Below are 24,889 nucleotides of genomic sequence, written 5' to 3' on the forward strand. Positions count from 1 at the left end.
GGAGGAAGCCATGACAGGCCACCGAACGTTGCGCGCGACCCTGACCGCCCTGCCGCTCGCGGCCGCTCTGGGGCTCGGCCTGGCCGCGCCGGCTGGCGCCGAGCCGCCGGGCATCCCGGACCCGGCGACCGCCAAGACCCAGCTCGACGAGCTCAAGGTCGCCCCCGAGGGCTCGATGGACGGCTACAGCCGGGAGAAGTTCCCGCACTGGATCGACGGCCCGGACAACTGCAACACCCGCGAGGCGGTGCTCAAGCGGGACGGCAAGGACGTGCAGGTCGGCTCGGACTGCTACCCGACCTCCGGCAGCTGGTACAGCCCCTACGACGGCGACACCTGGACGCAGCCGTCCGATGTGGACATCGACCACGTGGTGCCGCTGGCCGCCGCGTGGCGCTCCGGCGCGGCGGACTGGACGCAGGAGAAGCGCCAGCAGTTCGCCAACGACCTGGAGGGCCCGCAGCTGATCGCGGTCACCGACAACGTCAACCAGACCAAGGGCGACCAGACGCCGGACCAGTGGATGCCGCCGCTGGCGGACTACCACTGCGAGTACGCCTCGATGTGGATCGGCAGCAAGCACAAGTACGAGCTGACCATCACCGACGCGGAGAAGTCGGCGCTGCAGAAGGCCCTCGACGGCTGCTGAGCCGGGTCGGCGGTGCCCGCTCACCCGGCGGGCGCCGCTTGACACACCGGCGAGCGGTTGCGAGATTGCGGGGATGAGCAAGATCGAGATCGCCGCGCCCGAAGGCCGTCCGAAGTGAGCCGGCCGGAGCATCCCCGGCACCTGCTCGACCGCGAGATCCACTCCCCGGTCCGGCTCTCGATCATGACCCTGCTGGTCGCTGCCGAGCAGGCCGAGTTCCGGCGCGTCCGCGACACCGTCGAGGTCAGCGATTCCGCCCTGTCCAAGCACATCTCCACGCTGGAATCCGCCGGTTACGTCGAGGTGCGCAAGGGCAACGTCGACGGCCGCCCGCGCACCTGGCTGAGCGCCACGCCGCTGGGCCGCCGCGCCTACGAGTCGCACCTCGCGGCGCTCGACGCGATCATCGGGAGGTCGTGAGAGGAGAGGGCCATGCCGGAACTGCGCTCGTCCATCGCCGCGCCACCGGGTGGGGTGATGACCGACGAGGTCGGCGTCATCACCGGTGCGCTGGATCTGGCCACCACGTGCGTCGACGGAGCGGTGGAGGTGTGGATCCGCTACGCCGGTGCCGAGGAGTGGTACCGGATCTCCGCGGCGGACTGCCACCTGCACGACCCGCGCGACCACGAAGCCCTGCACACGGCTCTGGCAGCAGTCCTGAACCGGCCCTAGAACTGCTCGGCGAGCTCGTTCCGCGCGGCGGTGCAAGCGCCGAGGGCGGGCTGAGCCGCCTCAAACTAGTCCCTGGGCTCGGGGTACAGCGGCGGGAGGGCTGCCGTGGCCTCGGTGCGGCTCAGCCCGGTCGCCTGCAGCAGGTCGACCGCGATCGAGCGGACCTGCATGACGACCACCTGCATCGAGAAGTCGCCCTCCCCGAGCAGTTCCACAGTGGACTTCTTCGCCACCGAGCGGGCCGCCTCGCGGGTCTGCAGCGGATCGACGCCGCTGGCGAGCTCGTCGCGCAGCAGCACCACCGCGCCCGCCAGCTCCTCCAGCAGGCCCGGCAGCGGACGCGGCACGGGCTCGCCGTCGCGCAGCGCGGCCAGCGCGCGACGGGCCAGCACCCGGGTGTTGCGCAGAGCCCGGTCGATGGGCGTCGAGGCGGTCTCGTAGCGTTCGAGGTCGCGGCGCCGCCGCCACCGGATCGGCGCGAACTTGGCGATCTCCTGCCCGGCCTCCAGCGCGGTGCGGAACTCCTCGACGGACTTCTGGCTCTTGCGGGCGTCCGCGAGCACGTCACCGGCCATCTCGGGATCCTGCCGCGCCACCGCCCCGGCGACGCCGCGCAGCGCATCGGCCAGCGCACCGAGCACCAGCCGCCCGTTGCGGTGCGCCACGGCGAGCGGGTTGGCGGGAAGCAGCGCCGCGACCACGAACCCGACCAGGCCGCCGATCGCCGCGTCGAGCATGCGGGTCAGCCCGCCCGCGGTCGCCGGCGGCAGCAGGGTCGCCACCAGCACCGACGACGAGGCGGCCTGCAGCACGATGACGACACCGCTGTCCAGCAGCACCGCCGTGCTCATGGCCAGCGCGACGACGAGCGCGATCTGCCACGTGCCGGTGCCGATGAACGAGATCAGCACGTCGCCGACGCCGATCCCGATGCTCACGCCGACGACCAGCTCCAGCGCGCGCCGCATCCGCTGGCCCAGCGAGACGCCGAGCGAGATGACCGCCGCGATCGGCGCGAAGAACGGCTGCGGGTGCCCGAACAGGTGCCGCGCCAGGAACCACGCGAGCCCGGCCGCGACGGCGCACTGCACGATGGGTACGCCGGTGCGCATCAGCCGGCGCAGTCGCCGGGTCACTTCCTCGCGCAGTCTGTGCACACCGGACATTGTCCGTCAGATCGTCCCGCGATCCGAGCGCCAGGGCAGTGATCCTCGACCGACTCCGCAGCTCACGGTGCCGTCACCCGGGCCTGCGTCGATTTCGCCCGAAATCGACCCGTACCCGGGTGACGACCGAACGGGGGATCAGGCCAGGCCGGTGGCTTCGAGGGAGGCCGGGTCGCTGTCGGCGAGCAGCTGGCGGCAGCGGTCGAACTCCTCGTCCTCGCCGATCGACTGCGCGGCCTTCGCCAGCGCCGCGATGGAGCGCAGGACGCCCTGGTTCGGCTGGTGGCGCCACGGCACCGGGCCGAAGCCCTTCCAGCCCGCGCGGCGCAGCGCGTCGAGCCCGCGGTGGTAGCCGGTGCGCGCGTAGGCGTAGGCGGCGATGTTCTGGCCGGACTCGAGCGCGCCCTCGGCGAGCGCGGCCCAAGCAGCGCTGAAGGCCGGGTGGTGCGCGGCGACCACGGTCGGGTCGGTGCCCGCGTCGAGCTCGGACTGCGCCTCCGGGCTCTCCGGCAGCAGCGTCTCCGGCGGTTCCAACAGGTTCCTCGTCATGGCCCAATCCTGTCAGGTGCGACGACGGCCCGTCCGCACCTGGCGGACGGGCCGTCGAACGAGCTGGGTGTCAGCCGGCGAGCATGCGGCCCGCGGACTTGAGGTTCTCGCAGGCGTGCGCCACTCGGGCCGCCATCGCCTGCTCCGCCACCTTGAGGTAGCTGCGCGGGTCGTAGGTCTTCTTGTTGCCGACCTCGCCGTCGATCTTGAGGACCCCGTCGTAGTTCTTGAACATGTGGTCCGCGACCGGGCGGGTGAAGGCGTACTGGGTGTCGGTGTCGATGTTCATCTTCACCACGCCGTAGGAGACCGCCTCGTGGATCTCCTCCAGCAGCGAGCCCGAACCGCCGTGGAAGACCAGGTCGAACGGCTTGGAACCGGCCGCCAGGCCCAGCTTCTCGGACACCACGTCCTGGCCCTGCTTGAGGATCTCCGGGCGCAGCTTGACGTTGCCCGGCTTGTAGACGCCGTGCACGTTGCCGAAGGTCGCGGCCAGCAGGTAGCGGCCCTTCTCGCCGCTGCCGAGGGCGTCCACGGTCTTCTCGTAGTCGCCGGGCGCGGTGTAGAGCTTCTCGTTGATGTCGTTGGCGACGCCGTCCTCCTCGCCGCCGACGACGCCGACCTCCAGCTCCAGGATGATCTTGGCCTTGTGGGCGGCCGCCAGCAGGTCCTGGGCGATCTCCAGGTTCTCGTCGAGGTCGATCGCCGAGCCGTCCCACATGTGCGACTGGAACAGCGGGTTCTCGCCGCGGTCGACGCGCTCCTGGCTGATCTGGATCAGCGGCCGGACGAAGCCGTCCAGCTTGTCCTTCGGGCAGTGGTCGGTGTGCAGGGCGATGTTCACCGGGTACTTCGCGGCGACGACGTGCGCGAACTCGGCCAGCGCGGTGGCGCCGGTGACCATGTCCTTGACCTTGGTGCCGGAAGCGAACTCGGCGCCGCCGGTCGAGAACTGGATGATGCCGTCGCTCTCGGCCTCCGCGAACCCGCGCAGCGCCGCGTTGAGCGTCTCCGACGAGGTCACGTTGATGGCCGGGTAGGCGAATTCGCCAGCCTTCGCCCGGTCCAGCATCTCCGCGTAGACCTCGGGGGTCGCGATGGGCATCGGTCGTCCTCCTCGCATGGAGTTCAGTCTTGGTGACGGGGAGTTGCGCAGCATCCTACGAGCCGCGGCAGGCCACCAGCGGGCCGTTCCGGCTCGGCGCCACACTTTCGCGTCACAGTGCCCGAGCCGGGCCGGTTTTGAAAGCCGGTGACAGGATTCAGAACCGGACGAATCCTGTGTACATCCTCACACGCTGCGGTTTCACCCTCCGAAGGGGTCATCGTTTTTGATCTTGAAACGGCGCAGCCGCTCGACCCGCCCTCGGCGCTCGCACCGCCGCGGATTCTCAGCGTTCGCCTGGCGAGGACGGCCCGGCCGCCGTGCATCGGTCATGCCTGAAGCCGGGCACCCGCGGTCCAGGCGGACGCCGAGGTTCCGCCACCCGCACCGCCACGCAGAACGAGTTCGTCAGACCAGTTCTTACAGCCAGGCGCCGACGAGGACGTCCCACTCCCGGACGGTGGTCCGCGCGATCACCCCGGCCTCGGTGTACGGGTCGGCGTCGAGGACCGCCTTCAGCTCGTCCCGGTCGGCCGCCTCGTAGACGATCTGCGCGCCCGCGCCGTCGGTGAACGGGCCACCGGCCAGCAGCACGCCGCGGTCCGCCAGCTCGCGGCAGTACTCGCGGTGCGCCGGGCGCACCTGCAAGCGGTGCTCCTGGTCCTCGCCGTAGACCAAATCGACCACGAACCTGGCCATGCCGAACCTCCGTCTTCCCGATCACGATCGATGCGCACGCTACCCGGCCGGACCACACCGACCGGGGGACAACCGGTAGCTTGTCCGATCATGGCCGGTGATTCACGCGGAGTCGAACGGAGCGTCGAGCAGACCCTCGGCCACCTGCGCACATTGGACGGCGCAGCGGCCGACGAGTCAGCTCCGCTGACCCTGGAAGACCTCTACCGACAGCAGCGCATGCGGATGGTGCGGCTGGCGATCCTGCTGGTCGACGATCCGGCCACTGCCGAGGACGTGGTGCAGGAGGCGTTCACCGGTCTGTACCGCAACTGGTCCGGCCTGCGCGACTCGCGGGCGGCGATCGGCTACCTGCGGACCGCGGTGGTCAACGGCAGCCGCTCGGTCCTGCGCCGCCGCAAGACGGCCCGCGAGTACCAGCCGCCGCACCAGGCCGACGCCCGTTCGGCGGAGTCGCTGGCGATGCTGACCGCCGAGCACCAGGCCGTGGTGGCGTCGCTGGCGAAGCTCCCGCGGCGGCAGCGCGAGGTCCTCGTGCTGCGCTACTACGGCAACCTGTCCGAAGCGGAGATCGCCGAGGCCACCGGGGTTTCGCGGGGCACGGTGAAGTCCACCGCGAGCCGCGCGCTGGACGCGCTGCAGAAGCTGATGGGCAGTTGAGGCCCGGGAAGTCCGCGAAAACCTTCCGCGAACAACACACCCGTTTGGTGTAGACCAATAGGCGTCCGGTAGCGGAGGATCGTCGGCGTGACCGCAAACGCCATCGCCGTCGACGTCGGCGGAACCGAGATGAAGGCCGCGCTGGTCGCCGTCGACCGGCACCGCGCGGAGCCGTTGCGCTGGCTGAGACGCCCGACACCGCGCGGAGCCGACGGCGCGGAGACGGCGGAGCTGGTGGTGGCCGCCGTGGCAGAGCTGGTGGCCGAGCTGCGCGTGGGCGCGTCCGCGGACGCCGTCGGCGTCGTCGTGCCGGGCGCTGTCGACGAGGACCGCGGCATCGGCGTCTACTCGGCCAACCTCGGCTGGAGCGACGTACCACTGCGCGACATGCTCGCCGAGCGCATCGACCTGCCGGTGAGCCTGGGCCACGACGTGCGCGCGGGCGGCCTCGCCGAAGCCCGCCTGGGCGCCGCGCGCGGCATGCGCGACGTCGTGGTGCTGCCGATCGGCACCGGCATCGCCGCGGCCCTGCTGTTCGGCGGGCAGCTGCACTCCGGCGGCGGGTTCGCCGGCGAGCTCGGGCACGTCGACATCGGCCACGGCGAGCCCTGCGGCTGCGGGCGCACCGGCTGCGTCGAAGCGCTGGCGTCCTCCGCGGCCGTGGCGCGCCGCTACCAGGAGCGCACCGGCGTGGAGCGCAGCAGCGCGGAAGTGGCGTCGGCCGTGCGCGCGGGCGACCCGGACGCGCAAGCTGTGTGGCAGGAAGCGGTGGACGCACTGGCCAAGGGGCTGCTGGTGCTGGTCACCATCGCCGCACCCGAGTGCATCGTGCTCGGTGGCGGCTTCGCGCAGGCCGGCGACCTGCTCACCGAGCCGCTGCGCGACCGGCTCGACGGCATGCTGGCGGCGTACCACCGCCGCCCGCGCTTGGAACTGGCCGAACTCGGCGACACCGCGGGCTGCCTCGGGGCAGCGCTGCTGGCGACGGAAGGGTTGAGAACAAAGTGAACGCTCCCGAACTGATCCTCGCCGGTGGGCAGGTCGTCACCCCGGACGGAGTGCTGGACCAGGGCTGGGTCCGGATCTCCGGCGGGAAGATCGCCGAGGTCGGCACCGGACCGACCGCCGCGGGCGAGGTCGTGGATCTGCGCGGGCAGTGGCTGGTGCCCGGTTTCGTGGACATCCACTGCCACGGCGGTGGCGGCGGCTCGTTCACCAGCATCGAGGTCGACCAGGCGCGGGCCGCGATCGCCGCGCACCGCCTGCACGGCACCACGACGATGCTGGCCAGCCTGGTCTCGGCCCCGCTGCCCGACCTCACCAAGCAGATCAGCGCGCTCAGCGACCTCGTGGTGGACGGCGAGCTGGCCGGCATCCACCTGGAGGGCCCGTTCCTGTCCTCGGCGCGCTGCGGCGCGCACGACCCGGCGATCCTGCGGGCCCCGGAGGCCTCCGCCGTCCAGCAGGTGCTGGACGCGGGTCGCGGAACGGTCCGGATGGTCACCCTGGCGCCGGAGCTGCCGAACGGGGTCGAGGCGGTCCGCCAGCTGGTCGACCACGGGGTGATCGCCGCCGTCGGGCACACCGATGCGGTGCTCTCGCAGGTGGTGCCCGCGGTGGAGGCCGGCGCGACGGTGGCCACGCACCTGTTCAACGCGATGCGCCCGCTGCACCACCGCGAGCCCGGCCCGATCGGGGTGCTGCTGGAGGACGAGCGGGTGACCGTCGAGCTGATCTGCGATCTGGTCCACCTGCACCCGGCGATCGTGCAGCTGGCGGCCTCGCACGCGGGCACCGGGCGGACGGTGCTGGTCACCGACGCCATCAGCGCCACCGACGCCGGGGACGGCACCTACGAGCTGGGCAAGCTCCCGGTGACCGTGGCCAACGGGGAGGCGCGGCTGGCGGACGGCTCGCTGGCGGGCAGCACGCTGACCATGGACGTGGCGTTCCGCAACCTGGTCGAGTCCGGCGGGCAGAGCGTCCCGGCGGCGGTGGCGGCTTCATCGACCAAGCCGGCCCAGCTGCTCGGCCTCGACGACCGCATCGGCTCGATCCGGCCCGGCCTCGCGGCCGACCTGGCGGTCCTGGACACCGACCTGCGGCTCACCGGAGTCCTCAAGGACGGCACCTGGGCCGTCGATCCCCGCTGACCGCGCGACCGTCGGCGTGTCGGACCCCGACACGCCGACGGCTCGGCAATTTCAATGGAACTTGCACCTCCGATTTCAATTGAACTTGCCGCACCACCGGTGTGTCGGGTGCCCGACACACCGGTGGTGCGCCGGGATCGGCGCAATTTCAATTGAAATTGGAGGTCCGATTTCAATTGAAATTGCGGGCCTCGGGTCCGGAGACCTGGTCGACCGAGTGGTTAGGCTCGGGGAGTGACTTCTCCTGATCCTCAGCACCTGCTGTCCGCGGCGCTGCGCGCTCAGGCCGGGGGAAGCCCCGGGATGGGCCCGGCGCCGCAAGGCCCAGCCCCGCAGGGCTCGGCCCCGCAAGGCCCGGCGCCGCAGGGCCCGGTTGCGGCGCCGCCGCGGCGGGAGCGGTTGCCGGTGGTGGGCGTGCTGGTGTTCGCCGTGGTCCTCGGGCTGGTCACCGGCGTTCTCATGGCCGGTATGACCGTCGCCGCCCGGTACTTCTGGTGAGCACGACCGGGCGGATCTGACGCCCGGCGGCCGCCTCAGCTCGTCGCGGAACGTGCTCGCGCTCCGGCCTCGCCGTTCCACCGGGTGATCGGCCGAACGTGGTGCGTGCACGGCGGGTCACTCGCCCGCGGATCGGGCTCCAGGGCCTCGCGGTACCGTTGGCGACCGTGACGACCGAACTGCCCGCGATTGTCAACGCCGCCGCGAACACCACCGCGCTGGCCCTGCTGCCGGACTGGCTCAACCCCGAGAACATCGTCCAGTCGCTCGGCCCGTTCGCCCTGATCGGCGTGTGCCTGATCATCTTCGCCGAGTGCGGCCTGCTCATCGGCTTCTTCCTGCCGGGTGACTCCCTGCTGTTCGTCACCGGCCTGTTCGTCGCGGCCGGTGCGATCGACACCCCGATCTGGCTGGTCTGCGCGTTGCTGACGTTGTGCGCCTTCGTGGGCAACGTGACCGGGTACTGGATCGGCCGCAAGGTCGGGCCCGCCATGTTCAACAAGCCGGACTCGAAGCTGTTCAAGCGCGAGCACGTGGACAAGACCCACGAGTTCTTCGAGAAGTACGGCGCGCGGGCGATCATCCTGGCCCGGTTCGTGCCGATCGTGCGCACCTTCATCACCGCGGTCGCGGGCATCGCGCAGATGGACCAGAAGAAGTTCTTCAGCTTCTCCGCGATCGGCGGCGTCGCCTGGATCGTGAGCATGACGCTGCTCGGCTACTTCCTCGGCAACATCCCGTGGATCCGCGACAACCTCGAAGCGATGGCCATCCTCATCGTCGTCATCTCGGTCATCCCGATCGTCATCGAGTACTTGAAGGGCCGCCGCGAGAAGGCCCGCAAGGCCGCGAGCTGACCGAGTCGCCACCGTCGCGCGGATCCGATCCCGATCGGGTCCGCGCGACTGCTTTCCGGGCCTACTCGCCGTAGCGCGCCGCGATGTCCTTCGAACCGGGCCACCGGCTGTAGGCGGGCTCCTGCGGCCAGCCCGCGGGCGAGTCCTGCCACTCCTCCCGCCGCCCGTACGGCAGCAGGTCGATCAGCGCGAACGTGTGGCTGAGCTGCTCGGTGCCGCGGCCGCTGCTGTGCCAGGTGCGGTAGGCAGTGTCGCCGTCGCGCAGGAAAACGTTGATCGCGAATCCTCCACCGGGCGGCGCACCCACGTCCTCCCCGAACCGGCTGTTCGCGGTGGAGTACCAGGTCATCCGGTTCCCGACGCGCCGCTTGTAGGCGAGCGCCTCGTCGATCGGGCCCTGGGTGACGATGACGAACCGGGCGTCGTAGTCGGCCAGGAACTCCAGCCGGGTGAACTGCGAGGTGAACATGGTGCAGCCCCCGCACTGCCACTCCTGGCCCGGGAACCACATGTGGTTGTAGACGATCAGCTGCGTCTTGCCGTCGAAGACGTCCACCAGCCGGACCGGCCCGTCCTCGCCCTCGAGGGTGTAGTCGGGCAGCTCGACCATCGGCAGGCGGCGGCGCTGCGCGGCGATCGCGTCGAGCTCGCGGGTCGCGGCCTTCTCCCGGGCGCGCAGCTCGTCGAGCTGCCGCTGCCAGGTCTCGGCGTCGACGACGGGCGGTAGTGCGTTGGCGGACATGTCGGCCCCTCCCTGATCACGGCGAATTCACCGGGGTAGACCAGCCGGGGGCCGCGAACTCATCGCCGGTCGATCACCAGGCCGCAGCGGGATCCGCGTGCTGCTGGATCCAGGTGTGCATCACCACTCCCGCCGCCACGCCCGCGTTGATCGACCGCGTGGAGCCGTACTGCGCGATGGAGACCACCAGGTCGGCGTCCAGCCGCGATTCCTCGCGCAGGCCGGGGCCCTCCTGGCCGAAGAGCAGCACGCAGCGGCGCGGCAGGGCCGTGCGCTCGATCGGCACCGCGCCCGCGGTGTTGTCCACCGCCACCACCGCGAGGTCGTGCTCGGCCGCGTACTCGCGCAGCGAGGCGAGCTCCGGGTGGTGGTGGACGTGCTGGTAGCGGTCGGTCACCATCGCGCCGCGCCGGTTCCACCTCCGCCGGCCCACGATGTGCACCGCCTTCGCGGCGAAGGCGTTGGCGGTGCGCACCACGGTGCCGATGTTGTGGTCGTGCTGGAAGTTCTCGATGGCCACGTGGAAGTCGTGCCGCCGCAGGTCCAGGTCGGCGACGATCGCCTCGCGCCGCCAGTAGCGGTAGTGGTCGACCACGTTGCGCCGGTCGCCGTGCTCCAGCAGCTCGGGGTCGTAGCGCTCATCGGTCGGCCAGGGGCCTTCCCACGGGCCGACACCGACCGTGGTGCCCCACTCGGTGGGCCCGATAGCCCCGCCGCCCTGCGATTCACAGCGGTGGTCGCGTTCGGGAGCGATCTCTCGTTTCGCGGTTTCGCGTGGCTGGGCTGCGTCACGGTCCTCTGGGGTGCGGTTGCGCAGGCCGGGGTCGGCCCCCGGGCCGGACTCGGTTGGCCCCGGGCCGCTCACGCCAGGCCTAGGTCGGCGAGGCCGAGCAGCGAGCGGTACGGGAGGCCTGCCGCCTCGATCTTCTCGCGGGCGCCGGTGTCCCGGTCGACGACGGTCGCCACGCCGACGATCTCGGCGTTCGCCTCCCGCAGGGCCTCGACGGCGGTCAGCACGCTGCCGCCGGTGGTGGAGGTGTCCTCGACCGCGAGCACCCGGCGGCCGGTGACGTCCGGGCCCTCGATGCGCCGCTGCATGCCGTGCGCCTTGGCGTCCTTGCGCACCACGAAGGCGTCCAGGGGCGCGCCCTCGGCGTGCATCATGGCGGTCGCGACGGGGTCGGCGCCGAGCGTGAGCCCGCCGACGGCGACGTAGTCCCAGTCCGCGGTGAGCTGGCGCAGCAACCGGCCGATCAGCGGCGCCGCCCGGTGGTGCAGCGTCGCGCGCCGGAGATCGACGTAGTAATCGGCTTCCTTGCCGGAGGACAACGTCACCTTGCCGTGCACGACGGCGATGTCCTGGACCAGGCGGGCGAGTTCGGAGCGCTGCTGTTCATCCACTGTGACCACGAGTTTTCAGCATACGGCCCGGTGCTCGCGGGGGTGCATGCCGGTCCCGGCGCGCCGCCCGCAACGCGATTTCAATGGAAATCAAACCTCCGATTTCCATTGAAATCGCGTGGATCCCGACCCACCGCCGGTGTGTCGGGTTCCCGACACGCCGACGGGACGTGCAACTTCAATTGAAATCGACGATGCGATTTCAATTGAAATTGCACACAGGTCACCCGGGCAGGTGGTCAGGTGCGGCCTGGGACGGTGCGGGCGACGATCATCCGCTGGAGCTTCTGCGGGACCAGGCGGCCGATGGCGACCAGCGCCTTGTACTGCGCGCCCGGCACCGAGACGTCCTTGCCGCTGCGGAGGTCGGCCAGCGCTTCGTGCACCACCTGGTCGGCCTGCAGCCAGAACGCCTTGGGCAGCCGGCCCATCTCCAGCCCGGCGCGCTGGTGGAACTCGGTCTGGGTGAAGCCCGGGCACAGCGCCATGACCCGCACGCCGGTGCCGGTCAGCGAGACCGACAGGCCCTGCGAGAAGGCGGTCACGTACGCCTTGGTCGCGCCGTAGGTCGAACCCGCCACCGGGAAGAACCCCGCCACGCTCGACACGTTGATCACGTCGCCGCGGCCGCGCTCGCACATGCCCGGCACCGCGGCGTGCGTCAGCGCGAGCACCGCGCCCGCGTTGACGTCCAGCTGCCGCTGCAGCTCGGCGGTCGAGGTCTCCGCGAAGCTGCCCGCCGTGCCGAACCCGGCGTTGTTGACCAGCACGTCCACCGGCCGCTCGGCGTCGGCGAGGCGCTGCTCGACCTTCGCGCGCTGGTCGGCGTCGGCCAGGTCGGCCGGGAGCACCTCCGCGCGCACCCCGTGCCGGGACTGCAACCGGTCGGCGAGTTCGGCGAGCCGATCGGCGTCGCGGGCGACCAGGACCATGTCGTGGCCTTCGGCGGCGAGTCGGCGGGCGAAGGCGCGCCCGATCCCCGCGGTGGCTCCGGTGACGAGTGCGGTAGGCATGCGCCCGAACTTACCGTGCGACCCGCGCCGTCCTCCGTGAGTGGTTTGGGGTGCTATGACGCCCCGAAACGCGCACGGCCCACCACCTGCCGAAACAGCGGCGGTCAGCGAGTGGAGTGCTCCGTGGAGGTGGACTCGGCTTCCGCGGCGGTCTCCTGCTCGTTCGGGTCGGTGTCGAACGGGTCGACCAGGTCGGCGAGGTCGCCGAGGTCGCGGAGCAGGCGCTCCAGGCGGGCCGGGTCGGCGTGGCCCGGCTCCAGGGCGGCCAGCACCCAGTCGTCCTCCAGCCACACCACGGTGACGTCGGAGCCGATCTCCTCGGTGGCGTCGACCAGGTCCGGGGTCACCAGCGGCCGGGCCGCGGCCACCTCGGTGACGAAGGCGTAGCGGGAGCCGACCGGTCCGAGCAGGTCCAGCTCGGAGTCCTGGGGCACCGGCACGTCGGGCAGCCACAGCTCGATGGTGGCGGGGACCGACCGGCGGCAGCGGATGCCCGCCAGCACGGTCGCCGTCCGGCCGTTGACGGTCAGGTCCATCACGTAGACCTGGCGGCGGCCGTCGGCGGTGAAGGTCGATCCGGCGACCACGTCGGTGGCCGTCGGGCTGCCGTACTGGGCGAGCGCACCGCGCTCCCAGCGGGTCGGCAGGACTTGGTCGGCCTCGGCGAACTGCCAACCGCGCAGCGCGGCCCAGCGCCGCCGCTCCCGGTTGTTCGAGACGCGCTGCGACCGGTCAGCGATCAGCAGCGCCACGCCCGCGCCGATGGCGAGGACGGCGACGACGAACCAGAGCCACGCAGGTATGCCCACACTGCGCAGGGTAGTCCGATCACCGGCGAAGACGAAGATCACCTGGAGATCCACCGCCGAACCACCCCATCGGCCGATCCTGACCTGCGGAAACGCCCGGCCGCCCCCGGGTCGGCCGGGCGTTGCGCGGGTCAGGATCCGAGCTGCTGCCCGATCCAGTCCCGGACCGCGACCGGGTCGGCGAAGATGTCGGGCTCGTCACCGCAGATCTGCTCCGGTTCGGCGCCGCCGAACCGGCTGGTGATGCCGATCTGCTCCCAGCGCCCCGCCGAGTTGCGGATCAACGCCGGACCGCCGGAGTCGCCGTTGCACACCGACGCATCGCCGATCCCGCGCACGCAGGTGTCGACGCTGCCGTCGGTGTCGTGGCACTCCGTATCGGCGCCCACCTCCGAGTCGAACTGCTTCAGCCGGTGCGGGAAGACCGGCGTCGTGCCGCAGTCGAACTCGCTGCACTCACGACCCCAGCCGATCACCCGGACGTCCTTGCCCGGCGGCTGCGCGGACTCCGCGATCGCCACGGTGGGCAGGTCGACGGGCCGGTCCAGCTTCAGCAGCGCGAAGTCGTACTGCGCCAGGAACTCCTTGCGGTGGTCCGGGTGCACGACCTTCTCCGCGATCCCGCGCTCCTCACCGCCCGCGGTGCGGTCCGGGCTGCCGATGCGGGTGGTCAGCTGGCCCGCTTCGAAGGAGTCGACGCAGTGCGCGGCGGTCAGCAGCCACTCCTCGTCGATCAGCGTCGCCCCGCAGTGGAATCGGGGCTCGCCCGGGATCTGCAACGACGCCATGAACGGGTAGGCCTCGTCGGCGGGGCCACCACCGACGACGGCACCCGCGGTTCCGGCGGTCGAAGCCCCGACCAGCGCCGCGCCGAAGGCGGCGACCAGCAACGTGCGAATTCGCATTCCTCTTCCTCTCTCCATCACAGCGTTTTGCGGCGCAGCAGCCAGTACGCCAGCGCGATGCAGCCGGCGGTCAGCCACAGGTAGATCCCGGTCTCGATGAGCTGGAACGTCCAGAACCGGTCGGCGGGCTGGTAGCTCGCGTACTCGGTGAACCCGGCCCGGCCGAGCTGCTCGAGCTGCGCGGAACCGAAACCGCTGGAGACGTCCAGACCGGCCTGCCGCGATGCTTCCCAGATGTCGTAGGTGGCCCCGGCCCGGTCCCGGAAGTAGAACTCGACGAGCCACCCCTTCTGGCCATCGGCGGTGTACGCGTCGAACGGGATGCTCAGCGGTGCCTGGTAGGCGGCCCGGATCCAGATCACGATCGGCAGGAACACCGCGAGGAAGCCGCCGAGCGCGAGCGCCATGCTCACCAGCAGCTTCCGGGTCAGCGCTCCGGCCACGATCCCCAGCGCGAAGCCGAACAGGCACATCGCGGGGAACACCGGCAGCGCCTGGTTGAACGCGTCGAACCAGCCCTGGTCGGGCACGGCCGGGACGAACAACCACATGTACGCACCCGAGAAGGCGGTGCTGAGCAGCACGATCACGGCGCCGAGCAGGAACACCTTGCTCTTGAGCCAGTGGCCGCGGGTGATCCCCTGCGTCCACGTGTAGCGGAATGTCCGCTGCTCGGTCTCGCGCGAGAGCATCGGCGCGCCCAGGAAGACCCCGAGCAGCGCGGGCAGCAGCGGCAGCAGGGTCTGTTCGAGGTCGCGCAGCCGCATGAGCGACGACTGCCACTCGCCGCAGTCGAAACGCAGCCCGATGCAGTCGGACAACGCCGACGGTGCCAGCGAACCCCGCGTTCCGCTGCCGATCAGCAAGAACCACGCGGCGAGGCCGAGGAACACCGCGGCGGTGGACAGGACGGCAACCCGGTGTTGCCGCCAGGTCAACCAGAACATGCGCAACTCCTTGTAAGAGTTCTCCGGGCAGCATTCGTCGGGACGCGTTTTCCGCGCCCTGGTAAGGGTTTTCGATTGCGCCCGGAACGGGGTTCAGCTGAGCTTGCGGCTCAGCCACCAGAAGGTCAGCGCCAGCAGGGCCGCGGTCAGCGCCAGGTAGCAGCCGGCTTCGACGAACTGGAACGTCCAGAACCGGTCGGCCGGGTGGTAGCTGATTTCCGTCAGGTCACCGCGGACGCTGCTGCCGAGGTAGTAGGAACGGGCGAGCTCCTCCGGGGAGCCACCGCCGAGGGTCGGCTGGGAGACGACCACGGGCGTGCTGTAGTTCGGCCGCAGCACCGCGGCGAACAGGATGAACACCGCGCCGGCCGCGACCAGCGTGATGGCCATCGCGGGCACGATCCGCTCGACCAGCGCACCGATCGCCATCCCCAGGGCGAAGGTGAACAGGCAGGTCGCCGGGAACACCAGGATCGACTGGTTGAACAGCTGGAACCAGCCCCGCTCCGGGGCCATCGGCGCGAACCAGGACATGTGCGCGGCCGAGAGCAGCGCGCTGAGCACCAGGATCGCACCGCCGACCAGGATCACCTTGCCGCGCAACCAGCGCCCCCTGGACACCCCCTGCGTCCAGGCGTAGCGGAAGGTGTGGTGTTCGAGCTCCCGCGACACCAGCGGAGCACCGGCGAACATGCCGACCAGCAGCGGCAGCGGCTGCAGATAGGTGCTCATGTCCTCGCCGAACTTGACCAGCCGCGAGAACCCGGAGGCCGCGGTGTAGACGGTGCGGGCATCGGCGTCGAGCGCCCCGGAGAACCCGTAGATCGCGGCCACACCGAGGAAGACCGCGGCGAACCCGGCCAGCCCCAGGCGGTGCTGCCGCCAAGCCAGCCAGGTCATGCGGCGACCTCCCGCAACCGCGTCGGAGCCGCCGCGCTCAGGTAGTGCATGACCAGCGTTTCCAGGTCGACGTGCTGGACGTCCCACGGCGAACCCGGTGCCGGGCGGTCACCGCGCACCAGCAGCGAGACCCGGTCCCCGCGGTCCTCGCGGTGCACGACCCCCGCGACGTCGGCCGCCGCGGCCGCCGGGCCGACCAGCAGGTGGTGCTGCTCCAGCAGATCGTCGATGTCGTCGGCGAGCTTGACCTGACCGCGGTCGAGCACGATCAGGTAGTCGCAGAGCCGCTCCAGCTCGGAGACCACGTGCGAGGAGAGCACGACCGTGCAGCCCGAGTCCGCCTTCGCCTCCATCAGGACGCTCATCAGCTCGCGCCGGGCAAGCGGATCGAGGCTGGCCACCGGCTCGTCGAGGATCAGCAGCTCGGGTTCCTTCGCCAGCGCCACCGCGAGCGCGACCTGCGCGCGCTGGCCACCGGAGAGCGCGCCGATCCGGCTGTCCAGCGGGATGTTCAGCTCGGCGAGTCGGTCGAACGCGATCCGGTCGTCCCAGCGCGCGTTGAGCTTGCGGCCGGTCTTGACCATCTCGCGCACCGTGAAGTTCCGGTACATCGTGTGCTCCTGGTCGATGTAGGCGACCCGGTGCAGCACGGTGTTCGCCCGCACCTCGCGGCCCAGCACCTCCAGCGTTCCCTCGGTCGGCGCCAGCAGTCCGACCGCGAGGTTCATCAGCGTTGACTTCCCCGCGCCGTTCGGGCCGACCAGGCCGACCACCCGCCCCGCCGGCACCTCGATGTCGCAGCCGCGCAGCGCCCACTTCTGCCGGTAGCGCTTGCCCAGTCCGCTGGTTCGTATCGCTATGTCGTTCAAGTCCGTTCCTCCAGGCGAAATTCGGCCAGCACCGTCGCGACGAGCGCCGCGATCCCGTCGGCGTCCATGCCCGCGCGGTGCGCTTCGGTCAACCACGACTCCAGGCCCGCGCGCAGCTCGGCCTGCTTCTCCGCGGGCAGTCCGGTCAGGGCCCGCTCGATGAACGTGCCCTGCCCCGGGCGGCCCTTGGCCAATCCCTTGTGCTCCAACTCGCGATAGGCCTTCAGCACCGTGTTCGGGTTGATGACCAGGTTCTTCGCGAGTTCCTTGACGGTGGGCAGCCGGTCCCCGACCTGCAGCTGCCCGAGCCGGAGGGCGTGCTCGACCTGATGCACGAGCTGCCGGTACGGCGGCACGCCCGATCCCGTGTCGACCCGGAACTCGATCAAGCACTCGCTCCAATCCCTATTAACCTATGACCATAGGATAACCATACGACGATCTTTGTCGACCACAACCGGCAAAACCGTCCCTGAACAGCACGAACGCCCCGGCGAGGGCCGGGGCGCGCGGGTGGGTCGAACTAGGACAGCGGCTCGACCGAGCGCTACCTGATCGCCCGGTTGTCGCAGAGCGCCTGCCACTCCGCCCGGTCCGGCGGCGGGCCGGGCAGCTCCGGCCCACCGGGGCGCAGGCCTTCGAGGACCAGGCCGAGGTAGCGGGAGCGCAGCTCGGCGCGGCGCTGCTCGGTGGCGGGCAGGCGCGGGTTGAGGTGCTTGAGCAGCAGGAGGATGTCGGGCCAGTCGACGTCCTCGCGCAGCTCACCGGCCCGCTGGGCGGCCGAGACGAGTTCCTCGATCGCCTTCGGCACGCGCCGCTGGAGGCCGCGGAACTCGTCCGAGTAGACGTGCTGCGGATCCATCGGCGGCAGCACCGTGCCGATGCCCGAGCCCTCCCGCAGGCACCGCCGCATGAACCGGACCAGCGCCTCCCACGGGTCGGACTCCTCGGCGCGCGCCTGCTCGGCTTCGGCCAGCAGCAGCCGGAAACCGGCGATGCGCACCTGCTCGACGAGCTCGTGCTTGCTCGGGTAGCGGCGGTAGACGCTGGCCACACCGACGCCGGCGCGCTTGGCGACCTCGGACATCGGCGCGGCGAAGCCCTGCTCGGCGAACACGTCGCGAGCCGCCCGGATGACCCGATCGTCGTACTCGTCGTGCCTGCGCTGCCCCGCCTCCCCCTTGTCCGCCTCTCCACTATTTTCAGCGGCGGTTGCGATGGGAGTCGTGCTCGCGCTTCGCGGTTCCTCGTGGCTGGGTTGCATCGCAGTCCCCTGGGGTGCGGTTGAGCGGTGATCCGACACCAGGGTGTCGTGGGCCACAGGATACCTGCGGAGCGGAATGATCCGTTCCGCTACTGGGTTGGCAGGTGCGGAATCATCCGTTCCGGTCATCCTAGGATGGGAAGCAACCATGACCACCACGGAACTCGTCCGCCCGCGGTCGCGCAGCGGCGGCTTGTCCCGGTCCGCTTCGTTCTGGTTCGTCGGCGCGCTCTACGCCCTGTTCCTGATGGCGTCCACGGCGCCGTCCCCGATGTACTCGATCTACCAGCAGCGCTGGGGTTTCACCACCACGGTGCTCACCGAGGTGTTCGCCGTCTACGCGGTGGCGATCCTGGCCGCGCTGCTGCTGTTCGGTTCGCTGTCCGACCACATCGGGCGACGACCGGTGCTGCTGGTCGCGCTCGTGCTGGAGATCGTCTCGATGCTGCTGCTCGCCTTCGCGCCCGCCGTCGGCTGGCTGTACGCGGGCCGGGCGCTGCAAGGCCTGGCCACCGGCGTGGCGACCAGCGCGATCAGCGGCTCGCTGCTGGACTTCCAGCGGCCGGGTTCCAACCACGGCTCGCTGCTCAACGGGGTGGCCGCGGCGTTCGGCATGGCGCTGGGGTCGCTGCTCGCCGGTGCGCTCGTGCAGTACGTGCCCGGCCCGACGCTGACCAGCTACCTGCTGCTCGTGCTCGGCCTCGCGGTGGCGATCGCCGGCGTGCTGGCGATGCCCGAACCGGTCGCCCAGCGCAGCAAGCTGCGCGAGGTGCTTCGCCCGCAGCGGCCTGCTCTCCCGGCGGGCAAGGGCCTGGCGTTCGCGCTCATGGCCACCACGCTGCTGGCGTCCTGGATCGTCGGCGGGATGTTCATGTCCCTCGGCCCGTCGGTGGCCAAGGGCCTGGTCGAGGGCAGCCCGTACCTGATCGGCGGTGCGGCGGTCGCGGCGCTGGCCGGGTTCGGCGGGCTCTCGCAGCTGGTCCTGTCCGGTGTGGACGCTCGTCGCGCGGTGCGGATCGGCGGGCCGGTGATGGTCCTCGGCCTGGCCGGCGTGGCGACCTCGACCGTCGAGCACCAGCCGGTCGTGTTCTTCACCGCCGCAGCGGTCCTGGGCGCAGGCTGGGGCGTGATGTTCATGGGCGGCATGCGCATGCTGACCGGCCTGGCCTCGCCCGAGCACCGCGCGGGCACCTCGGCGCTGATCTACGTGGTGGCCTACCTGTCGGCCAGCGTGCCCAGCGTGGTGCTGGGCGTGGTGAGCACGTTCTTCGGCCTCACCGCGGCAACGGTCGTCTTCGCCTCGACGGCGGCGCTGTTCGCCGCGCTCGCGGTGGTGTCCACCTACCTGCACCGGTGATCGCTTGACTTCGACCTAGCTCGAAGGCGGAGGCTCTGGTCGTCCGCGTCGGCGGGCGGAGGGAGCGAAGGACATGCGAGTGGTCGAGGTGATCCGCTTCGGCGGCCCCGAGGTGCTGGTGCCCGGTTCGGCGCCGGATCCGGTGGCCGGTCCGGGACAGGTCGTGGTGGACGTGGCGGTGGCGAGCTTGACGTTCGTCGAGACCCAGATCCGGCGCGGCGTCGACGAGTGGCACGAGCGGCCGCGACTGCCCTACGTGCCGGGCGGACTGGTCGCCGGGCAGGTCGGCGCGGTCGGCGACGGCGTGGACCGGGAGTGGCTGGGCCGGCGCGTGCTGGCCGAGCTCGGGGACACCGGGGGTTTCGCCGAGAAGGCGCTCGCCGAGGCCGACGAGCTGTTCCCGGTGCCGGACGGCCTCGGCCTGCCCGAAGCCGCCGCGCTCTTCAGCGACGGCAGCACCGCGCAGGGGCTGGTGGAGGGGGCCGCGATCGGGCCGGGCGACCAGGTGCTGGTCGAAGCCGCGGCCGGTGGCGTGGGCAGCCTGCTGGTGCAGCTCGCCCGCGAGGCGGGAGCGCGGGTCGTCGGCGCGGCGCGCGGAGACCGGAAGCTCGGTGTGCTCCGGGAGCTCGGTGCCGACGCGGTGGTCGACTACTCCGCGCCGAACTGGGCAGAGCAGGTCCTCGAAGCGACCGGCGGCAAGGGGCCCGACGTCGTGTTCGACGGCGTCGGCGGGCAGATCGGGCGCGCCGCGTTCGGCGTGACGGCGCGCGGTGGGCGCTTCTCCGTGCACGGCGCGTCCAGCGGCTCGGCCACCGAGATCTCCGCGGAGGAAGCGCGCCAGCGGGGCGTCGAGGTGCTCGGCATCGAGCAGCTCTTCGACTTCGGCCCCCACCAGCGGCGGTGGGCGGAGCAGATGATGGCGAAGGCGGCAGCGGGAACCCTCCGCCCGCTGATCGGGCAGACGTTCCCGCTGGAGCGCGCCGCCGAAGCGCACGCGGCCGTCGAAAACCGCACCGCGGTCGGCAAAACGCTGATCCTCACCTGATCCGCGGTGGAGGGCACCTCCGGGGGAAGATGCCCTCCACCGCGACCTCAGCTCTCCGCTGCGGTGACGGTCAGCCCCTGGCTGTCGTCGGTGGTGTCGACCTTGATCTTGTCGCCCTCGCGGATCTCGCCCGCCAGCAGCTTGCGCGCCAGCTGGTCGCCGATGGCCGACTGGACCAGGCGGCGCAGCGGGCGCGCGCCGTAGACCGGGTCGAAACCGTTGAGCGCCAACCAGTCCCGCGCCGCCGGCTGGACGTCGAGGGTGAGGCGGCGCTGCGCCAGGCGGCGGCCCAGGTGATCGACCTGGATGTCCACGATGGACGTCAGCTCGTCGGTGGACAGCGAGTGGAACACCACCACGTCGTCCAGCCGGTTCAGGAACTCCGGCTTGAAGTGCTTGCGCACCACCGACATGACCGCGTCGTCGCGCTCCCGCTCCGACAGGTTCGGGTCGGCGATCGCCTGCGAGCCGAGGTTCGAGGTAAGCACCAGGATCGTGTTGCGGAAGTCCACCGTGCGGCCCTGGCCGTCGGTGAGCCGACCGTCGTCGAGCACCTGCAGCAGCACGTCGAAGACGTCCGGGTGCGCCTTCTCCACCTCGTCGAACAGCACCACCGAGTAGGGCCTGCGGCGCACCGACTCGGTCAGCTGCCCGCCCTGGTCGTAGCCCACGTAACCGGGCGGCGCACCGACCAGCCGGGCCACCGAGTGCTTCTCGGCGTACTCGCTCATGTCGATGCGGACCATCGCCCGCTCGTCGTCGAACAGGAACCCGGCCAGCGCCTTGGCCAGCTCGGTCTTGCCGACGCCGGTCGGGCCCAGGAACAGGAACGAGCCGGTGGGCCGGTCCGGGTCGGCGACCCCGGCGCGCGTGCGGCGCACCGCGTCGGACACCGCTCGCACCGCTTCGGCCTGGCCCACCACGTGGGCGCCGAGGGCCTCCTCCATGCGCAGCAGCTTCGCCGTCTCGCCCTCCAGCAGCCGCCCGGCCGGAATGCCGGTCCAGGAGCTCACCACGTCGGCGACGTCGTCGGCGGTGACCTCCTCCTGCAGCATCGCCTTGCGCTCGGACTGCGCGGCGGTGGCCGCGTCGAGCTCCTTCTCCAGCTGCGGGATCCGGCCGTAGCGCAGCTCGGCGGCCTTGCCCAGGTCGCCGTCGCGCTCGGCGCGCTCCGACTCGCCGCGCAGCTGCTCCAGCTGCGTCTTCAGGTCGCGGACCTTGTCGATGGACTCCTTCTCCTGCTGCCAGCGCGCGGTCAGCCCGGACAACTTCTCGCGGCGGTCGGCCAGCTCGGCGCGCAGCGCGGCCAGCCGCTCCAGGGAGGCGGGGTCGTCCTCCTTGGACAGCGCCATCTCCTCGATCTCCAACCGCCGCACGGCGCGCTCGACCTCGTCGATCTCCACCGGGCGCGAGTCGATCTCCATGCGCAGCCGGGAAGCGGCCTCGTCGACCAGGTCGATCGCCTTGTCCGGCAGGAAGCGCGCGGTGATGTAGCGGTCGGACAGGGTGGCGGCGGCGACCAGCGCACCGTCGGTGATCCGCACGCCGTGGTGCACCTCGTAGCGCTCCTTGAGCCCGCGCAGGATCGCCACGGTGTCCTCCGGGCTCGGCTCGCCGACCAGCACCTGCTGGAACCGGCGCTCCAGCGCGGCGTCCGTCTCGATGTGCTTGCGGTACTCGTCGAGCGTGGTCGCGCCGACCATGCGCAGCTCACCGCGCGCCAGCATCGGCTTGATCATGTTCCCGGCGTCCATCGCGCCCTCGCCGCTGGCCCCGGCGCCGACGATGGTGTGCAGCTCGTCGATGAAGGTGATGATCTGCCCCGCGGAGTCGGTGATCTCCTTGAGCACCGCCTTGAGCCGCTCCTCGAACTCGCCGCGGTACTTCGCCCCGGCCACCATCGAACCGAGGTCCAGCGCCACCACGCGCTTGCCGCGCAGCGACTCCGGCACGTCCCCGGCGATGATGCGCTGGGCCAGGCCCTCCACGATCGCGGTCTTGCCGACGCCGGGCTCACCGATGAGCACCGGGTTGTTCTTGGTGCGGCGGGAGAGCACCTGCACGACGCGGCGGATCTCGGTGTCGCGGCCGATCACCGGGTCCAGGTCGCCCTTGCGCGCCCGGTCGGTGAGGTCCTGGCCGTACTTCTCCAGGGCCTTGTAGGTGCCTTCGGGATCCGGGCTGGTCACCCGGGCCGAACCGCGCACGTTGCCGAAGGCGTCGGTCAGCGCCTCGGGCGTGGCGCCGTGCTTCTTCAGCAGGTCGGCGACGCGGCCGCCCTCGGCGGCCAGCCCGACCAGCAGGTGCTCGGTGGAGACGTACTCGTCGCCCATCTCGGTGGCCATCCGCTGGGCGTGGGTGAGCGACCGGACCGCGTCGCGGGACAGCTGCGGCGCGGACACCGTGCTCCCGCTGGCCGCGGGCAGCGCGTTGACCAGCTGCTCCAGCTCGCGGCGCACCGCGGTGGGCTCGGCGCCGACGGCGGTCAGCAGCGGTGCGGTCAGCCCGTCGCCCTGGGCGAGCAGCGCGCCGAGCAGGTGCGCCGGGCTGACGTCCGGGTTGCCGGCCACGGTCGCGGCCTGCACCGCCGAGGAGATCGCCTGCTGGGTCTTGGTCGTCGGGTTGAACGCGTCCATTCCTCACCTCGTCGCCGATGGCTCCTGCCTGGTCCATCCTGCCCTGTCCCAGGCTTGTCTACCACTGTCAACGTGAGAAAAGTTGAGCGAGTTCCGCTCAACCTCGGGAACATGGCGCGCGTCACAAACTGATTGCACTTTTAGGCAAACCCCCCTTTAGGGACTTGTCCGGGACATTTCACCCGATTTAGCTAACGCGCCATGACCACTACGACAGCGCCGGACGACCGGATCGTCCTGGCTGCCGAAGAGGGCGGCGCGCTCTCAGGCATCGAGAACGCGATCAACACGGTCTTCAACCCGATCTCCGAGGGCTTCTCCGGCATCGTCTTCGGCGAGCTCACCGTCTTCGGGGTGACCTTCCCGTGGATCGTGGCCTGGCTGGTGATCGCCGCCGCGGTGTTCACCCTCGTGTTCGGGTTCGTGCAGATCCGCTCCTTCAAGCTCGCCATCGACCTGGTGCGCGGCAAGTACAGCGAGAAGGACGCGCCCGGCGAGATCACCCACTTCCAGGCGCTCGCCTCGGCCGTTTCCGGCACCGTCGGCCTCGGCAACATCGCCGGTGTCGGCGTGGCGGTGACCGTCGGCGGCGCAGGCGCGACGTTCTGGATGATCGTCTGCGGCCTGCTCGGCATGGCCACCAAGTTCGTCGAGTGCACCCTGGGCGTGCGCTACCGCGAGATCGCCGAGGACGGCACCGTCTCCGGCGGCCCGATGCACTACCTGCGCAAGGGCATCGCCGAACGCTTCCCGAACGCGTTCGGCGTGACGCTGGGCAAGGTGCTGGCCGTGCTCGCCGCGGTCATGATCCTGTTCTTCGCCATCGCAGGCGGGAACATGTTCCAGGCCAACCAGACCTTCGCGCAGCTGCGCAACGTCACCGGCGGCGACGACGGGCTGCTCGGCTCCGACGGCGCGGCGCTGATCTTCGGCATCCTGCTGGCGGTGCTGATCGGCGCGGTGATCATCGGCGGCATCAAGTCCATCGGCGCGGTCACCAGCCGCCTGGTGCCGACCATGGGCGTGATCTACGTCGTCGCCTGCCTCATCGTCATCGGCGTCAACTACGACACGGTGCCCAGCGCCATCGGCGAGATCATCTCCGGCGCCTTCACCCCGGAGGCCGGCTTCGGCGGGCTGATCGGCGTGCTGATCATCGGTTTCCAGCGCGCCGCGTTCTCCAACGAGGCGGGCCTGGGATCGGCCCCGATCGCACACTCCGCGGTGAAGACCAGGGACCCGGCCACCGAGGGCATCGTCGCGCTGCTGGAGCCCTTCATCGACACCGTCATCGTCTGCACCATGACGGCGCTGACCATCGTCATCGCCAAGACCCAGTTCTGGACCGACGCGCAGCAGACCGTGCTCAACGGCGGCGAGACCCCGGACGGCGTCACGGTGACCTCGGAGTCCTTCGCCACCGTGCTGCCGTGGTTCCCGTACGTGCTGACCGTCGCGGTCGCCCTGTTCGCGATCTCCACGATCATCACCTGGGGCTACTACGGCCAGCGGGCGTGGCTGTACCTGTTCGGCAAGAGCAAGACCCAGGAGCGCGTCTACAACGTGGTCTTCTGCGCCTTCACCGTGGTCGGCTCGGTGCTGACCCTGGGCAGCGTGCTCGACTTCGCCGACGCGGTCCTGTTCGCGCTGGCGCTGTTCAACATCACGGGCCTGTACCTGCTGATCCCGGTGGTGAAGAAGGAGCTGGCCAGCTTCAAGACCAAGCTCCGCAACGGCGAGGTCCCGAGGGCCGAAGCGGCCGAGGAGAAGGTCTGACCGGCGTCCCGAAGCGCTCCCGCTGACGGCGCGAAACCCCGGAGCCTCCGGCGTGTCATTCCCCGACACGCCGGAGGCTCCGCAATTTCAATGGAAATCAGACCTCCGATTTCCATTGAAATTGCACGAAACCCGACGCACCCCCGGCGTGTCGGAACCCCGACACACCGACACCGTGCGCAACTTCCATTGAAATCGCAGGGAAAAGTTCCAT

Annotated in this window: 27 protein-coding genes; 11 read left to right on the top strand and 16 right to left on the bottom strand. The window is 70.8% G+C overall.

All coding sequences use genetic code 11. From position 1 onward, the window contains the following. Positions 1 to 10 precede the first annotated feature (10 nt). The 3 genes from C4T78_RS27040 to C4T78_RS27050 all read left to right on the top strand — a co-directional run bounded on the left by C4T78_RS27040 (position 11) and on the right by C4T78_RS27050 (position 1,324). Positions 11 to 649: an HNH endonuclease family protein gene (locus C4T78_RS27040; RefSeq protein ID WP_093358244.1), complete on the top strand. Its 639-nt coding sequence runs from the start codon at positions 11 to 13 to the stop codon at positions 647 to 649. Between the two features lie 114 nt (positions 650 to 763). After that, the gene (locus C4T78_RS27045) at positions 764 to 1,069 is read left to right on the top strand and encodes a winged helix-turn-helix domain-containing protein (RefSeq protein ID WP_235863885.1); all 306 of its coding nucleotides are present in this window, start codon (positions 764 to 766) and stop codon (positions 1,067 to 1,069) included. 12 nt (positions 1,070 to 1,081) lie between these two features. Then, positions 1,082 to 1,324, top strand: coding sequence for a hypothetical protein (locus tag C4T78_RS27050; protein WP_093358245.1), 243 nt, complete (start codon positions 1,082 to 1,084; stop codon positions 1,322 to 1,324). A 65-nt stretch (positions 1,325 to 1,389) separates the two neighbouring features. Here the strand turns inward: C4T78_RS27050 and C4T78_RS27055 are convergent, their stop codons facing one another. The 4 genes from C4T78_RS27055 to C4T78_RS27070 form a co-directional block, all read right to left on the bottom strand. Continuing rightward, positions 1,390 to 2,490: an FUSC family protein gene (locus tag C4T78_RS27055; RefSeq protein ID WP_177247816.1), complete on the bottom strand. Its 1,101-nt coding sequence runs from the start codon at positions 2,488 to 2,490 to the stop codon at positions 1,390 to 1,392. Between the two features lie 138 nt (positions 2,491 to 2,628). Beyond that, the gene (locus C4T78_RS27060; RefSeq protein ID WP_093159117.1) at positions 2,629 to 3,039 is read right to left on the bottom strand and encodes a DUF3151 domain-containing protein; all 411 of its coding nucleotides are present in this window, start codon (positions 3,037 to 3,039) and stop codon (positions 2,629 to 2,631) included. 70 nt (positions 3,040 to 3,109) lie between these two features. After that, the gene (gene fbaA / locus C4T78_RS27065; protein ID WP_093358246.1) at positions 3,110 to 4,144 is read right to left on the bottom strand and encodes a class II fructose-bisphosphate aldolase; all 1,035 of its coding nucleotides are present in this window, start codon (positions 4,142 to 4,144) and stop codon (positions 3,110 to 3,112) included. A gap of 420 nt (positions 4,145 to 4,564) precedes the next feature. Beyond that, complete coding sequence (locus C4T78_RS27070) at positions 4,565 to 4,843, bottom strand: YciI family protein (protein ID WP_093358247.1); 279 nt, start codon at positions 4,841 to 4,843, stop codon at positions 4,565 to 4,567. 90 nt (positions 4,844 to 4,933) lie between these two features. Between C4T78_RS27070 and C4T78_RS27075 the strand changes: the two genes are divergently transcribed. The 5 genes from C4T78_RS27075 (at position 4,934) to C4T78_RS27095 (ending at position 9,011) form a co-directional block, all read left to right on the top strand. Further along, positions 4,934 to 5,503 (top strand): SigE family RNA polymerase sigma factor, encoded by a 570-nt coding sequence (locus C4T78_RS27075; protein ID WP_093358248.1) that lies wholly within the window; start codon positions 4,934 to 4,936, stop codon positions 5,501 to 5,503. An 87-nt stretch (positions 5,504 to 5,590) separates the two neighbouring features. Further along, on the top strand, positions 5,591 to 6,511 hold the full coding sequence (locus C4T78_RS27080; RefSeq protein ID WP_093358250.1) for an ROK family protein: 921 nt from the start codon (positions 5,591 to 5,593) through the stop codon (positions 6,509 to 6,511). Then, on the top strand, positions 6,508 to 7,656 hold the full coding sequence (nagA, locus tag C4T78_RS27085; RefSeq protein ID WP_093358252.1) for an N-acetylglucosamine-6-phosphate deacetylase: 1,149 nt from the start codon (positions 6,508 to 6,510) through the stop codon (positions 7,654 to 7,656). Before C4T78_RS27080 ends, nagA begins: the two co-directional genes overlap by 4 nt. 234 nt (positions 7,657 to 7,890) lie before the next feature. Then, positions 7,891 to 8,154, top strand: a complete 264-nt coding sequence (locus tag C4T78_RS27090; RefSeq protein WP_093358254.1) for a hypothetical protein — start codon at positions 7,891 to 7,893, stop codon at positions 8,152 to 8,154. A 167-nt stretch (positions 8,155 to 8,321) separates the two neighbouring features. Further along, entirely contained in the window at positions 8,322 to 9,011 is a 690-nt protein-coding gene (locus C4T78_RS27095; protein WP_235863886.1) for a DedA family protein, read from the top strand. Between the two features lie 61 nt (positions 9,012 to 9,072). Here C4T78_RS27095 and C4T78_RS27100 read toward each other — a convergent pair whose 3' ends face one another. The 11 genes from C4T78_RS27100 to C4T78_RS27150 form a co-directional block, all read right to left on the bottom strand. Further along, a complete protein-coding gene (locus C4T78_RS27100) occupies positions 9,073 to 9,753 on the bottom strand; it encodes a DUF899 domain-containing protein (RefSeq protein ID WP_093358259.1) in 681 nt (226 codons plus the stop codon). 73 nt (positions 9,754 to 9,826) lie between these two features. Further along, complete coding sequence (locus tag C4T78_RS27105; protein ID WP_093358321.1) at positions 9,827 to 10,507, bottom strand: TrmH family RNA methyltransferase; 681 nt, start codon at positions 10,505 to 10,507, stop codon at positions 9,827 to 9,829. Positions 10,508 to 10,614: 107 nt separating this feature from the next. Next, positions 10,615 to 11,163, bottom strand: coding sequence for an orotate phosphoribosyltransferase (pyrE, locus tag C4T78_RS27110; protein WP_093358261.1), 549 nt, complete (start codon positions 11,161 to 11,163; stop codon positions 10,615 to 10,617). 230 nt (positions 11,164 to 11,393) lie between these two features. Beyond that, on the bottom strand, positions 11,394 to 12,167 hold the full coding sequence (locus C4T78_RS27115) for an SDR family NAD(P)-dependent oxidoreductase (RefSeq protein WP_093358263.1): 774 nt from the start codon (positions 12,165 to 12,167) through the stop codon (positions 11,394 to 11,396). Between the two features lie 104 nt (positions 12,168 to 12,271). Beyond that, on the bottom strand, positions 12,272 to 12,976 hold the full coding sequence (locus tag C4T78_RS27120; RefSeq protein WP_374703904.1) for a TtfA family protein: 705 nt from the start codon (positions 12,974 to 12,976) through the stop codon (positions 12,272 to 12,274). A 131-nt stretch (positions 12,977 to 13,107) separates the two neighbouring features. Further along, positions 13,108 to 13,881, bottom strand: a complete 774-nt coding sequence (locus tag C4T78_RS27125; protein ID WP_093358265.1) for a S1 family peptidase — start codon at positions 13,879 to 13,881, stop codon at positions 13,108 to 13,110. 17 nt (positions 13,882 to 13,898) lie between these two features. Then, positions 13,899 to 14,828, bottom strand: coding sequence for an ABC-2 membrane transporter-related protein (locus tag C4T78_RS27130; protein ID WP_093358269.1), 930 nt, complete (start codon positions 14,826 to 14,828; stop codon positions 13,899 to 13,901). Between the two features lie 93 nt (positions 14,829 to 14,921). Next, positions 14,922 to 15,728 (bottom strand): ABC-2 membrane transporter-related protein, encoded by an 807-nt coding sequence (locus tag C4T78_RS27135; RefSeq protein ID WP_093358271.1) that lies wholly within the window; start codon positions 15,726 to 15,728, stop codon positions 14,922 to 14,924. After that, entirely contained in the window at positions 15,725 to 16,597 is an 873-nt protein-coding gene (locus C4T78_RS27140; RefSeq protein WP_093358274.1) for an ABC transporter ATP-binding protein, read from the bottom strand. The genes C4T78_RS27135 and C4T78_RS27140 overlap by 4 nt, the downstream gene beginning before the upstream one ends. Beyond that, on the bottom strand, positions 16,594 to 16,986 hold the full coding sequence (locus C4T78_RS27145; RefSeq protein WP_093358276.1) for a GntR family transcriptional regulator: 393 nt from the start codon (positions 16,984 to 16,986) through the stop codon (positions 16,594 to 16,596). Before C4T78_RS27145 ends, C4T78_RS27140 begins: the two co-directional genes overlap by 4 nt. Positions 16,987 to 17,144: 158 nt before the next feature. Beyond that, on the bottom strand, positions 17,145 to 17,861 hold the full coding sequence (locus tag C4T78_RS27150; protein WP_093358279.1) for a TetR/AcrR family transcriptional regulator: 717 nt from the start codon (positions 17,859 to 17,861) through the stop codon (positions 17,145 to 17,147). 148 nt (positions 17,862 to 18,009) lie between these two features. On the opposite strand from C4T78_RS27150, the gene C4T78_RS27155 reads away from it, so the two are divergent. Continuing rightward, on the top strand, positions 18,010 to 19,218 hold the full coding sequence (locus tag C4T78_RS27155) for an MFS transporter (RefSeq protein WP_093358281.1): 1,209 nt from the start codon (positions 18,010 to 18,012) through the stop codon (positions 19,216 to 19,218). A gap of 73 nt (positions 19,219 to 19,291) precedes the next feature. Beyond that, the gene (locus C4T78_RS27160; protein WP_093358283.1) at positions 19,292 to 20,263 is read left to right on the top strand and encodes a zinc-binding dehydrogenase; all 972 of its coding nucleotides are present in this window, start codon (positions 19,292 to 19,294) and stop codon (positions 20,261 to 20,263) included. A 47-nt stretch (positions 20,264 to 20,310) separates the two neighbouring features. On the opposite strand, the gene clpB is transcribed toward C4T78_RS27160, so the two are convergent. Further along, positions 20,311 to 22,899: an ATP-dependent chaperone ClpB gene (gene clpB, locus C4T78_RS27165; protein ID WP_093358287.1), complete on the bottom strand. Its 2,589-nt coding sequence runs from the start codon at positions 22,897 to 22,899 to the stop codon at positions 20,311 to 20,313. Positions 22,900 to 23,100: 201 nt separating this feature from the next. Between clpB and C4T78_RS27170 the strand changes: the two genes are divergently transcribed. Continuing rightward, positions 23,101 to 24,675, top strand: coding sequence for an alanine/glycine:cation symporter family protein (locus tag C4T78_RS27170; protein ID WP_093358289.1), 1,575 nt, complete (start codon positions 23,101 to 23,103; stop codon positions 24,673 to 24,675). Positions 24,676 to 24,889 lie beyond the last annotated feature (214 nt).

Origin of the sequence: Saccharopolyspora kobensis (assembly GCF_900108315.1) — a bacterium.
GTDB lineage: Bacteria > Actinomycetota > Actinomycetes > Mycobacteriales > Pseudonocardiaceae > Saccharopolyspora > Saccharopolyspora kobensis.

Excerpts from the sequence above, each read along its gene's own strand:
- C4T78_RS27040 (WP_093358244.1), top strand. The coding sequence starts at position 11 with ATGACAGGCCACCGAACGTTGCGCGCGACCCTGACCGCCCTGCCGCTC.
- C4T78_RS27050 (WP_093358245.1), top strand. The coding sequence starts at position 1,082 with ATGCCGGAACTGCGCTCGTCCATCGCCGCGCCACCGGGTGGGGTGATG.
- C4T78_RS27055 (WP_177247816.1), bottom strand. The coding sequence starts at position 2,490 with ATGTCCGGTGTGCACAGACTGCGCGAGGAAGTGACCCGGCGACTGCGC.
- C4T78_RS27060 (WP_093159117.1), bottom strand. The coding sequence starts at position 3,039 with ATGACGAGGAACCTGTTGGAACCGCCGGAGACGCTGCTGCCGGAGAGC.
- fbaA (WP_093358246.1), bottom strand. The coding sequence starts at position 4,144 with ATGCCCATCGCGACCCCCGAGGTCTACGCGGAGATGCTGGACCGGGCG.
- C4T78_RS27070 (WP_093358247.1), bottom strand. The coding sequence starts at position 4,843 with ATGGCCAGGTTCGTGGTCGATTTGGTCTACGGCGAGGACCAGGAGCAC.
- C4T78_RS27075 (WP_093358248.1), top strand. The coding sequence starts at position 4,934 with ATGGCCGGTGATTCACGCGGAGTCGAACGGAGCGTCGAGCAGACCCTC.
- C4T78_RS27100 (WP_093358259.1), bottom strand. The coding sequence starts at position 9,753 with ATGTCCGCCAACGCACTACCGCCCGTCGTCGACGCCGAGACCTGGCAG.
- C4T78_RS27115 (WP_093358263.1), bottom strand. The coding sequence starts at position 12,167 with ATGCCTACCGCACTCGTCACCGGAGCCACCGCGGGGATCGGGCGCGCC.
- C4T78_RS27125 (WP_093358265.1), bottom strand. The coding sequence starts at position 13,881 with ATGCGAATTCGCACGTTGCTGGTCGCCGCCTTCGGCGCGGCGCTGGTC.
- C4T78_RS27130 (WP_093358269.1), bottom strand. The coding sequence starts at position 14,828 with ATGTTCTGGTTGACCTGGCGGCAACACCGGGTTGCCGTCCTGTCCACC.
- C4T78_RS27135 (WP_093358271.1), bottom strand. The coding sequence starts at position 15,728 with ATGACCTGGCTGGCTTGGCGGCAGCACCGCCTGGGGCTGGCCGGGTTC.
- C4T78_RS27150 (WP_093358279.1), bottom strand. The coding sequence starts at position 17,861 with ATGCAACCCAGCCACGAGGAACCGCGAAGCGCGAGCACGACTCCCATC.
- C4T78_RS27155 (WP_093358281.1), top strand. The coding sequence starts at position 18,010 with ATGACCACCACGGAACTCGTCCGCCCGCGGTCGCGCAGCGGCGGCTTG.
- C4T78_RS27160 (WP_093358283.1), top strand. The coding sequence starts at position 19,292 with ATGCGAGTGGTCGAGGTGATCCGCTTCGGCGGCCCCGAGGTGCTGGTG.
- clpB (WP_093358287.1), bottom strand. The coding sequence starts at position 22,899 with ATGGACGCGTTCAACCCGACGACCAAGACCCAGCAGGCGATCTCCTCG.
- C4T78_RS27170 (WP_093358289.1), top strand. The coding sequence starts at position 23,101 with ATGACCACTACGACAGCGCCGGACGACCGGATCGTCCTGGCTGCCGAA.